Consider the following 12,775-nt stretch of genomic DNA (forward strand, 5'->3'; position numbering starts at 1 on the left):
GAGCCGCGGCGCAACGGTGCGCCACTTCTCCCTGGTCAACACGACATCAGCCGAAGTCACTTCGGCCCTTGGAGGCACCACCTCATGCCACGACTCACTGCCCCGATATCGAGACACAGACGGATCTCCGCAGCGGTCGCGCTCGCCAGTGCCGCCGCCGTGATCATCCCGGCGCTGCCCGCGCAGGCGGCCTCCACCGATCAGCCGGCCACCATCGAGGTCGTGCCGGGCACGGACACCCGTACCCCCGCCCTCGTTGACGGGATCGCGGAGCCGGCCGAGGCGTCCGCGCCGGCCGACGACGCCGCCGTCACCTACCTGGCCGGCCGCCGGGACCGGTACGCCATCCCCAGCCCGGACCAGGACCTGAGCACCGCCGGCGTGAGCAAGGACGCCGCTGGGCTGGAAACCGTCCGTCTCCAGCAGAAGCACCAGGGCGTGGAGGTCCTCGGCGGCCAGTACGTCGTGCGCATGGAGCGGAAGAGCGGCAAGCGCACCGTCACCGGTACCTCCGGCAAGTACTTCACGAACCTCACGGTGAGCACCACTCCGAGCGTGTCCGTGGAGACCGCCGTCAGCCGCGCCGTCGGGGCGGTCGAGCGCGGTACCTCGGCCGGTCTCGTCAAGCCCGCCGCCGTACGCAAGGACAGCGCGTCGAAGCAGGCCGGCACGACGTTCCACGGAGTGGAAAAGGGCCTGATCGTGCTGCCGCGCGGCGCCGGTGTGCTGACCCGCCGTGTGACGGTCAGCGGCACCGACGCGTCGACCGGCGAACCGGTCGTGCAGGAGGTGTACGTCGACGCGAAGTCGGGCTTCCCCGTCCTCCGGTACAGCGCGCTGCGCACCTTTCAGGCGCAGGGCATCGCCCCGGTGACGAAGGCGACGAAGGCCGGGAAGAACGCCTCCGCCAAGGCCGCGAAAACCGCGAAGAGCCTGAGCAGCGCGAAGAGCCTGAACAGCGCGAAGTCCGCGAGCGCGGCGCCCAAGGCCGGCAGCGGCCTCACCGATGTCACCGGCAGCGGCAAGACCCTCAACGGCCGTGACGTGGCCCTCGGTCTCCAGCGCGACAAGGCGACCGGCCTGCACTGGCTGACGGACTACAGCCGGATGAAGTCCACCTCCAAGGCGTCCATCTCCACCTGGGACGCGCGGGACGTGTGGGTGTACGAGGCGTCCGGTGTGTGGCCCCAGGGCATCGTGCCGTTCTCCTCCGCCACCCCGGCGTTCGGCGGCGACGCCACGGGGTCCGGTGCGGTCGACGCCCACTGGGGCGCGCAGCAGGTGTACGACTACTACCTCAAGCAGCACGGCCGGGACAGCCTGGACGGACACGGCGGGGCCATCAACTCCCTCGTCGGCGTGACCGACTTCGGTTACCCGTACGTGAACGCCTTCTGGGACGGCCAGAAGATGGTGTACGGCAGCGGCGACGACGAGTACCTGCCCATGGCGGCCGACACGGACGTCGTCGGTCACGAGATGACCCATGGCGTCGTCGAGAACACGGCGGCGCTGGTGTACGCGGGCCAGTCGGGCGCGATGAACGAGGCGGTGGCCGACTACTTCGGCAACGCCATCGACGTCACCGCCTCCGGGACGCCGATGACGGACCCGGACGCGGGCCTGCTCGGCGAGGACCTGTGCCGTACCGCCGGACCGCGCGACTGCGCGCTGCGCGACCTGAACGACGGCGCCACCACCTCCAAGAACTTCCTCGGGATGTCGTACGGGGTCGACAGCGGCGGCGTCCACCTGAACTCCACCATCTTCAGCGGCGCCCTCTGGGACATGCGCGAGGATCTGGGCGGCCAGCTCGCCGACAAGATCGTCTACCGCGCGCTCACCTCGTACATGACACCGCTGGACGGCTTCACCGAGGGCCGCGCCGCCGTCATCGCGGCTGCCAAGGAACTCGGCGTCAAGAGCAAGGAACTGAAGACCGTCAAGGCCTCCTTCGACGCCCACGGCATCGTGCCGGGCTGGGAGAAGGCGCTCGGCATGGACAGCGACACGCTGCTCGGCAAGCTCAACGTTGCCGGCGCGGGCACGGACGCCGGCGGCGGCTGGTGGGCCACGTCCAAGTCGAACGACGACGGCTCCGCACCGTACTCGATCTACGCGGGCCGCACCGACGGCAAGGGCAAGCCCCAGCAGATGAACGACAACAACGGCTTCTACAACGTCTACCCGTCCACGGACGGCAAGCGGGTCGTGTGGATCACCTACGGCAGCGACGGCGTCAGCATCATGTCGCGGGCGGTCAGCGGCGGGGTCCCGAAGAAGCTGTACACCTCGCTCTACTACGACATCGTCAACCTGAGCGTCGACGGTGACACGGTGGTCTTCGAGCTGGGTGACGACTACGGCGTCCGCCACGTGAACTCCCTGCGGGACGGCGAGAAGCAGCCCAAGCGCCTCGACGAGGACCCGACCAGCATGTGGGTCACCGGTTCGGGCCTGCCGACCATCAAGGGCGGCAAGGTCGCGTACGCCCGGACCTACGCCGACGACTACGGCTACACCACCATCGGCATCGAGCTGTACGACCTGAAGACCGGCAAGGCGACCCGCCTCGGGAAGCCCGCCGAGTACGGCATCGGCCGGCCGGCCATCACGGCGACCGACGTCGTCTGGTTCGTCGACGAGACGCTCTACGACGACAACCACACCGCCGTGCGGAAGTCCGACTTCAAGGGCAAGAACATCGTCGACATCGTCCCCGAGAACGGTCCCGGCGCGGTCTGGGCGATGGACCTGACCGCCTCGGACGACACCGTCACGCTCACCACCCTCGTCCCGGACACCGCCTACCGCAACGAGACGTCGCCGAAGCTCAACCAGTACGGCCTGGACGGCGCGTACCTGGGCCGCGTCTCGTGCAACCGCGGCATGCAGATGGACGCCGCCGCGGACAGCGGTCGGCGCGTGGTCTGGATCGACGGCACCACCAGCGCCACCGACCTGGTGACCCGCGCGCGCCCTGCGGGCCGCTGCGGCTGATCCCGCCGGCTCACGCCTCCGCGACAACCGCTACACCGCCGCGCACGCACCATCCGCCCCGGGGACGCCTTCAGGTGCGCCCCCGGAGCGACCGAGCCGCTTTCCGCCACCGACAGGGTGGCGGAGAGCGGCTCTTCATGCTCTGCCTCCGGTACGGGTCGTGGATACCGTCCTGGAGGTATCCACTGCCGCCGTAAATCGATGGCCCCCTCCGATACGAGGTGGTTCCCTGCGCGGATGACGACCATCGACAACGCCTCCACGAGTACCGACAGCCCGCTGGACCGGATCGACCACTATCAGGACCGCCTGAACCGCCCCCACGCGCGGGCGGAGGACTTCGGGCCGCTGACTCTCTTCGTACGGAAGGGATCCGGGCCGCCGCTCCATGCCCGCCCCACCCGGGGGCGGTCGGGGCCCGCAGTCACGGCCGCCGATGTCGCGCGGGTACAGGCGCGTCAGCGCGAGTTGGGGATTCCGGAGAGCTTCGGGTGGGTCGCACAGACCACTCCCGCGCTGCGGGCCGCCGTCGAGGAGGCGGGGCTGCGGGTCGAGGAGCGGCCTCTGCTGGTGCTTCCCGAGGACGCGCCGGTGCCGGTAGCGGCTGCCCGTACCGTACCCGTGGGGGTGTCGGTCCGCTCCCTGGGCCCGGACGATCCGTGCCTCGCGAGCGCCGTCGCCGTGGCTGAGCTGGGCTTCGCCGAACTGGGTACGCAGGTCGGCGAAGCGGGCGTCAAGGAGCTGGCCGAGGCGGTACGTACGCACGCGGCGAAGGCCACGCGCATCGCGGACCATGTCCGCGCGGGCAGTATGACGGTCGTCGCTGCGGTGGAGGGCGGACTCGCACTCAGCTCGGGCCTGTTCCCGGGGTCCGTCGACGGTGTCACCGAAGTGTGCGCCGTCGCCACGCTCCCGGCCGCCCGCCGCCGCGGCCTGGGACTCGCGGTCACAGCCGCGCTGGTGACCGAAGCGCGCGCCCAGGGAGTGCCGTTCGTCTTCCTCTGCGCGACGGACGAGTCCGTCGCGCGCGTCTACGCCCGGCTCGGCTTCCGCCCCACCGCCACCTTTCTTGAGGCCGAAGGCTGATCCTGACGCAGCGCCAATTGCCTTTTGTGCGGGAGACGTTCCCCCGACTTTTCCTGAATCCACCCCTTAGGGATCCCGGTTCGCGGATGTGAACCCCGAATCCTCTTATTCCGTTGGGTTGTTAACAAGGTCGAAGGAGCGGGGCATCGCCATGGGCGCGAGAGAAGCGCCGTCGGACGAGAAGGCGTCCATCGCTGTTCGAGGGCCGACCACCGCGCCGGACGCGACCGGGGCCCTCCCCGAATCGACGACTTGGTCAGCGCTTCGGCAGACCCACGGGACGTGACGTACATCACTACGACCATCCCTGCGCCTTATTGCATTTTGAGTGGCTGATCATCATTTGCCCGTCTCGCATCTCGGGTAACTTCCCCAATTGATCACAGCTTCTTCACAAATATTTGGGGTGGGACCGTGAATGTGACCGAAGTACTGCCATCTTCTGGGGAGAGGGGGCGGATGTGGCACGAGAAGAGCAAGAGCCTGCGGTGGATAGCCGGCGGGCTCGCCGTCCTCATGTCCGTCACCGTGCTGGAAGGGGCCGCCACAGCCGCGCCCTCCGTCGATCGTCCGACCCAGCTGGCGGCTGATCAGCCGGTCACGGCCGCTGCTGACATCGCTTCCGCGAAGGTTGCCGCCCGGTTGTCGGGTAAGCGGGTGGAGGCGTTGTCGGAGCGGACGGAGACGTCGACGACGTGGGTGAACAGGGACGGCAGTCTGACGACCGATGTCGCGGCCGGTCCGGTCCGGTTCGAGCGGGACGGCCGGTGGGTCGATGTCGATGTGGACTTCGCCCGGCAGGCGGACGGTTCGGTCGCGTCGGTCGCGCATCCGAACGGTCTGCGGCTGACGGGCGGGGCGGGGACGCCGGCGCTCTCGCTGGAGGCGGCGCGGCTGGCGCGGGCGACGGATCTGGTCACGCTCGGGGAGGGCGATGAGCAGATCACGTTGCAGTGGAAGGGTGGTCTGCCGTCCCCGGTACTCGACGGCGCGCGCGCCACGTACGAGGACGCGGTGCCGGGCGCCGATGTGGTCGTGGAGGCGACGCGTACCGGCTTCGAGCAGTTCGTGGAGATCAAGCGGCGTCCGGCGACGGACGATTACACGTACACGCTGCCTCTGCTGGTCAAGGGGCTGGCGGCGAAGCAACAGGCGGACGGCAGTGTGCTGTTCACCGACGAGCGGAACAAGCAGCGGGCGGTGATGCCGGCGCCGGTGATGTGGGACGCGACGGTGGATCCGGTCTCCGGTGAGCACACCCGTCGGGTGCCGGTGGCGATGAAGGTGGTGCAGCAGGGTTCGGCCATCGATCTGGTGGTCACCCCCGATGCCGCTTTCCTCGCCGATCCGGCGACGAAGTTCCCGGTGACGGTGGACCCGTCGACCTCGGCGCTGGGCAATGTCTTCGACACGTACGTCCAGCAGGGTGAGACCAAGGACTGGTCCACGGACACCGAGCTGGACCTGGGCGATCCGGGGACGACGAACTCCAACGGCACGGCTCGTACGGCGCGTTCGTTCATCTCGTGGAACACGGCCCCGTTCGCGGACGCTCTGGTGTCCAGTGCGAAGCTGAGCCTGTGGAATTTCCACTCGGCCAACACGGACTGCAAGGCGTATCCGTGGGAGGTGTGGTCCACCGGCGCGGCGTCGACGTCGTCACGCTGGACGGCGCAGCCCGCGTGGACGGCGAAGAAGGCGACCTCCACCGAGACCAGGGGCAACGCGGCCTGCTCGTCCTCTCCGGACGGGTGGATCAACGCCGATGTGACGGGCCTGGCGCAGGAGTGGGCCTCGGCGAAGGCCGCCAAGGGTCACATGGGTCTGCGTGCTTCGAGCGAGACGGTGGTGGCGCAGTGGAAGCGTGTCAACTCCGCCAACGCGAAGTCGAACCCGCCGAAGCTGAGCGTCACGTACAACTTCCGGCCGCGTACCGGTACCAAGCAGGAGGCCGGTCCGCCGTACTTCTCGTACAGCGGCGCCTACATGGTCAACACTCTGACGCCGACGCTGCGGGACACCTTCGTCGACCCGGACGGTGACAAGGTCAACGCGACCTTCCAGGTCTTCGACAACGCCACCAACGTCCAGGTCGGCGGGAACATCACGTCCAAGTTCGTCGCGTCGGGCCAGCCCGCCTCGGTGACGGTCCCGGCCGGTGTGCTGGCCGAGGGCAGGACGTACAAGTTCCGTACCACCCCCTACGACGGGACGCACTACAACCTGGACTGGTCGGCGTGGAAGACGTTCACGGTCGACACGAAGTCCCCGTCCGCGCCGACGAAGATCGTCTCGACGGACTATCCGGTGGGCCAGTGGGTCAAGGGTGAGGGCCAGGCGGGCACGTTCACCGTCACCCCGCCGTCCGCCGACCACAACTGGCTGGAGTGGTCCCTGGACGGGGTGACCTGGACCAAGGTCACCACCAGCGGCTCCAACACCGCCAAGGCGATCAGTGTCACCCCGCCGAAGAACGGCACCCACGTCCTGCAGGTCCGCTCGGTGGACAAGGCGGACAACAAGTCCGAGGCGCTGGAGTACACCTTCCACGCCGGAGCGGGTGGCTTCGTCCAGCCCTCCGAGGGTGAGCGCACCGCGCGCCGGCTCCCGCTGGTCGCCGAAGCCGACGGTGCGAAGTACGACAAGGTCTCCTACTCCTGGCGCCGTTCCGAGGCGGACGCCTGGGTGCGGATCCCGGTGGGCAACGTCACCTCCGGTGGCACGGCACTGACGGCGTGGCCGGTCCCGCTCGTGGGCGGCAAGAACGCACCGCTGGTGTGGAACACCACCGACACGGTCGACCCCGACGGCACCATCCAGATCAAGGCCGACTTCACCGGCCCCAACTCGGCCGCGTCCAGCACGCTCCCGCTGACGGTCGTCGTCGACCGCGACGCCTCCGGCGCCGCGACCACCGGGGTGGGCCCGGGCTCGGTGAATCTCCTCACCGGCGACTACACCCTCTCGGGAACGGACGCTTCGTTCTTCGGCATGTCCGTCTCCCGCACCCTCTCCTCCCGCACCCCGAACAAGGGGGCCGCCCAGGAGGGCCAGGCCGCCATCTTCGGCAAGGAGTGGGTGGCCGGCACGATCGCCGAGGAGACCGAGTCCGACTACTCGCATGTACGCCGGATCTCCGACACCGCGGTCGACGTGGTGCTGGAGGAGGGCGACGCGATCCACTTCACCGCCAACGCGGCGAAGACCGGCTGGGTCCCGGAACCCGGCTCCGAGGACCTGACCCTCAAGGGCACGGTGACCAGTACGTTCACCCTCACCGACACCGAGGGCACGGTCACCACCTTCACCAAGCCGGACCCGGCGGCAGTGACCTGGCAGGTCTCCAGCACGCTGCTGGACGGTCTGTCCAACACCACCACCAAGATCGTCTCGGAGCTGGTTCCGGGCACGAAGCTGGTCCGCCCGAAGCGCATCATCGCCCCGACCACGGCCGCCACCACCGCCACCTGCGAGACGGCTCCGTCGACCAAGGGCTGCCGGGTGCTGGACTTCGTCTACGCGACGACGACCACCGCCACCGGCACCAGCACCCACGCGCAGTTCGGTGACGTCAAGGACCAGGTCAGCGAGCTCCGCCTGTGGGCCACCGATCCCGGGGCGGCCGCCGCCACCGTGACGGCCGTGGCGAAGTACCGCTACGACTCCAACGGCAGTCTGCGCCAGCAGTGGGACCCACGCCTGAGCCAGGCCACCCAGACCCAGTACGCCTACTCGGGCGGCCGGGTCACCTGGCTGGAACCGCAGGGCCAGCTCCCGTACAACTTCACCTACGGCAACGCGGGCGCCGGCGCGGTCTCCGGGGAGGGCATGCTGCTCAAGGTCTCCCGCGACGCACTCAAGCAGGGCACCACGGACACCGTGGAAGGCAACGCGGTCACCAGTCTCGTCTACGGTGTCCCGCTGACCGGCACCAAGGCGCCGCACGCCATGGGCGCGGCCGACGTCAGGGTGTGGGGACAGCTCGACGCCCCGACTGACGCCACCGCCGTCTTCCCGGCCGACACGGTCCCCGCCTCCTCCAACGGGGCGAACCTGACCGCCGGTGACTACCGCCGGGCCACGGTCAACTACCTGAACGTCTCCGGCCGTCAGGTGAACACCGCCGACCCCGGCAAGAACATCTCCACCACCGAATACGACCGCTTCGGCAACACCATCCGTGAACTGACGGCGGGCAACCGCGTCGTCGCCCTGGGAGCCACGGCCGACGACCGGGAGACCCTGGAGGACCTGGGCATCAGCTCGCTGTCCACCGCGGAGCGTGCCCGGCTGCTGTCGACCACCTCGTTCTACAACGAGAACGGCACCCGCAACATCGAGGGCTTCGGTCCGATGCACCGCATCGACCTGACCGAGGATCTCAAGGAGGGCTCCACCGTCCTGGTCGCCGCGGGCACCTCGGTCCCGGCCCGTTCCTGGACGGTCAACGAGTACGACCAGGGCCGTCCCACGGACGGCAGCGCCACGGTCAAGGACCAGCTGACCATGCCCATCACCGGGGCACGGGTGCGCGACTACTACTCGGTCATGGGCGAGAAGCGTGTCGACCAGACCATCTACGACTGGGCCAAGGGTCTGCCGACCCAGTCCATCAAGGACTCCGGCGGCCTCAGCCTGACCACCACCACCGGCTACGACACCCAGGGCCGCGTCACGGGTCAGATCCTCCCCGGCGGCAACGGCGGCGATGCCGCCAGCCGGATCACCGCGTACTGGTCGGCGACCGGCACCGGCTGGTGCAAGGGACGCCCGGAGTGGGCGGACCAGGTGTGCTGGACCGGCCCCGGTGGTGACATCACCGGCGGCGGTTCCCAGCCCGTCCAGACCGTCGACAGCACCACCGAGTACGACCGGTGGGGCAATCCCGCCAAGGTCGTCGACACGGCGAACAGCGTCGGCCGCACCACCACCACCACGTACGACGCCGCGGGCCGGGCGGTCAGGACGACGGTGACCGGTGGCCTCGGCCAGGCTGTCCCGGAGACCACCACCGAGTACGACCCGGCCACCGGCCAGGTCGTCAAGGTCACCTCGCCGACCGGCGGGACCATCACCAAGGCGTACGACAGGCTCGGCCGCCAGGTCTCCTACACCGACGCCGACGGCGGCGTGACGAGGACCGAGTACGACCTTCTCGACCGCAAGGTCAAGGAGACCGACTCCGTTCCCTCGACCATCACCTACACCTACGACCACACCGCCGAACCGCGCGGCCTGGCCACCAGGACGGTCGACTCCATCGCGGGCACCTTCCAGGCCACCTACGACTCGGACGGCTCCGTGCACACGGAGAAGCTCCCCGGCGGATACACCCTCACCATCGGTGAGGACACCGGCGGCTCGACGGTGAACCGCACCTACACGCGGGACAGTGACGGCGCCACCGTCTACACCGACACCGTCACCCACTCCGTCCACGGCCAGACCACCACACACGCCGGCTGGTCCGACCAGACGTACCGCTACGACAGGGCCGGGCGCCTCACCACCGTCGAAGACACCGCCAGCATGGCGTGCACACGCCGCTCGTACATCTTCGACAAGCGCACCAACCGCACCTCCCTCACCACGGCCACCGCCGACCAGGGCGCGGACTGCCCGACCGGCGGAGGCACCACCAGGACCCACACCTACGACAGCGCCGACCGCATCACCGACCCCGGGTACGTCTACGACGCACTCGGCCGTACCACCGCGGTACCGGGCAACGGCACCATCGGCTACTACGCCAACGACCTCGTGCACCAGCAGACCGCCGACGGCCGGCGCCAGACCTGGCAGCTCGACGCGGGCCTGCGCTTCCGCTCCTGGAAGACCGAGACCGGCAGCGGCACCACCTGGACCCAGACCGCGTCCAAGCTCAACCACTACGACAGCGACGGCGACAACCCCCGCTGGATCATCGAGGACACCGCCAGCGGGACCCTGACCCGCAACGTCGAAACAGCCGGCGGAGACCTCGGCGCCACCACCGGCAAGACCGGCGACACCGTCCTCCAGCTCACCAACATCCACGGCGACATAGCCCTCCAGCTCCCCCTGGACCCGGAACAGGCACCCACCGCCCTGGACAACGACGAATACGGCAACCCCCGCGAAGGCCAGCAACCCACCCGCTACAACTGGCTCGGCGGCAAACAGCGCTCAGCCGAAACCCTCACCGGCCTCACCCTCATGGGCGTCCGCCTCTACAACCCCACCACCGGACGCTTCCTCTCCGTGGACCCCGTCTACGGAGGAAATCTCAACGCCTACGAATACGCCCACGCGGACCCCATCAACCGATTCGATCTCGACGGCAAGTGGAGCATTATGGGGTTGGCAAAGGGGGCCGGACGGGTGGCCTGGAAGTACAAGTGGGACATCGCGCTGACAGCTGCCGGATTCATACCCGGCGTCGGCCAAGTGGCCTGGGGCGTACGAGGCTACCAAGCGTATCGATCTTATCGCGCCATACAGACAGTGAGGAAGGCGCAGACAGTTACGCGTCGGACACACCATGCCCGACGAGGAACAAATTACGGACAGGCCGCTGGCTGCGGTATAGCCTGGGGCGGAGGGGCCGCTATGATTGGCCTATGGCATAAGCCTAGCAATTCAAATTACCAGCGAGGTCTTTCCGTAGCTGGAGCGGGAGTAGGCATAGGACTCTATGCCCGATATGCCCGATGCAGCCCTAGAATCAAGAAGAATTAAGCACCAATGACCCGTATCAGATTCACTCAGATGAGTCTGATACGGGTCATTCTTGATAGGTGAAGGCATAATTTGCGGGACGCAATGGCGCGACACTCTCACCGAATCGAAATCGCGAATAAGTACAATCCAATGAGGGACAGTGATACCCCATCTGAGATTACACACCAATAGCAGCGGGTTAAGAAGAAATTTTACTCAAGAATTAACCAAGGGAAGGTTTAAGCAACATGCCGAAAGTCCGTAGAACCAGGATGGCGAATCGCGTCGCATTCTCTGTCACCGTTCTGTGGTTGTTGTACATTCTCACGGCAGGCAGGTCCATCACAACAGGTGAAACCTCATGGGGGAATCTTCTCAGGAACGTCCCTGCACTGGGCTGGGTACTAGCTCTTGGCTACGGTTTTCTTGCGCCCTTCATGTTTCCTGGTGGATTCTTCACTCTCGTTCAAGAAGGCCAGAAAATACGCCCGGCAGGGGTCGCCTCACGACTGTCCGCCTTGGCTACTACCGTGGCTGCAACGATCTTTGGTTTGCTTTTCGCGGGCCCCCTCTTCGGAGATGGAACTTGGAATGCGAGATTCTGCTCATTCAAGGAATTTCTCACTTCCGCTCCCTTTCTGATTCCTTTCTCTTTGGCGACTCTCTACTGCCTTTTCTCGCCTGTTGTTTGGCCGACCGGAGAACTATTGCGAAAGTTCTTGAAAATGGGAAATAATCCTTAACTTCAACAGCCGTGAGATCCGCTAAATAAACCGCTCCGTTGAGATTTAAGAGAGGTGCGAATGGTTTGGTTCTACCTTCCCGCCTGGCACACCTGGCACCAGTAGCGTCTGCTCCCTTAAGTGGCTCGGTCCAGATCACCAGGCCACCCAAGAACCCAACACATCCCGTCGATTTTTGGCAGGATGCGCGACATCAAGGAGAACGGCATGGCTGAGATTCCAAAGAGGCTGCGGATCGTCGGCATCATCAACGCCTTGGCAACACTAGCCCTCTATTGAGTGGCATTCATCTCGGAAGATGACCAAGAGTCCATTTCTTCCACGCTAATGAGCGACTACAACCACTGGAATAATAATCGCCAGTTCCGTCGCGACTGAAATGACTCGTTGACCTACGCGGAGCGAGAGTCGGTCTGCCGAAAATACACCGGAAGAAGTAGCTGTAAGTGGGGCAAATGGTAAAATATTCTCGGTGGGAGAAATTCCGGCAGGCTATCATCTCCTGGATTCTTTTCGCTCTCCTTGGGCTACTCCAAGGGCTTACGGGAATCACCGGATGGCTGATCCTGGCAATGATCATCGGCTGTACGATCAATCTATTCTTTGAGACGTTTCACTTGCTGCGCGCGGCATGGAATCGGCTGACGAGAAAAGAATAATCAAATATAGGTCACGAGTAATTGCCTCTCGTAGAAATTGATCCGAGGCGGTCCGCTGGTTGTAATGGCGGCCGCCTTATTTATGAGGCGAGTTTCGAATAATACAACTGATTCGGCGGAAAGCGGCGATCGGCCAAAATTCTACCGACCGCAATCTTGCAGGCGTCCGCCTCTACAACCCCACCACCGGACGCTTCCTCTCCGTGGACCCCGATCCACGGAGGGCAACCTCAACGCCTACGAATACGCCCACGCAGACCCCATCAATAGATTCGACCTTGATGGCAAGTGAAGCTGGGGCAAGAAGCAGTGGAATCGATTCCACAACAAAAGACACCGGGTCGGCGGCAACCCAAACTGGCGTTCGATCTACTGGTCTGGAAAGTTCTCCCTCAGCGCGGCGGGGATGGTCGCGCCGTTCGGCCGCGTGAAGACGGTCAGGAATATCTGGAGAGCCGCGAAGAGCCCGCGTGGCACGGCCAAGCGATGCCTGAAATCTGGAGGTAGGCTCGTCACTTGCGCTGGAGCCGGCTGAGGGGTTCAAACAGTAATGAGCGACTACAGCAACTGGAACAATAATCGCCAGTT

Annotated in this window: 3 protein-coding genes; all 3 read left to right on the forward strand. The window is 66.2% G+C overall.

Annotated elements, in window-relative coordinates; all coding sequences use genetic code 11:
- Positions 1 to 84 precede the first annotated feature (84 nt).
- The 3 genes from ACIBAE_RS09435 (at position 85) to ACIBAE_RS09445 (ending at position 10,803) form a co-directional block, all read left to right on the forward strand.
- Complete coding sequence (locus ACIBAE_RS09435) at positions 85 to 3,000, forward strand: M4 family metallopeptidase (protein WP_399283420.1); 2,916 nt, start codon at positions 85 to 87, stop codon at positions 2,998 to 3,000.
- A 237-nt stretch (positions 3,001 to 3,237) separates the two neighbouring features.
- Positions 3,238 to 4,086 (forward strand): GNAT family N-acetyltransferase, encoded by an 849-nt coding sequence (locus ACIBAE_RS09440; RefSeq protein ID WP_399283421.1) that lies wholly within the window; start codon positions 3,238 to 3,240, stop codon positions 4,084 to 4,086.
- Positions 4,087 to 4,545: 459 nt separating this feature from the next.
- Entirely contained in the window at positions 4,546 to 10,803 is a 6,258-nt protein-coding gene (locus tag ACIBAE_RS09445) for a DNRLRE domain-containing protein (RefSeq protein ID WP_399283422.1), read from the forward strand.
- Positions 10,804 to 12,775: the final 1,972 nt, after the last annotated feature.

The organism is Streptomyces sp. NPDC051569 (assembly GCF_044454085.1).
GTDB lineage: Bacteria > Actinomycetota > Actinomycetes > Streptomycetales > Streptomycetaceae > Streptomyces.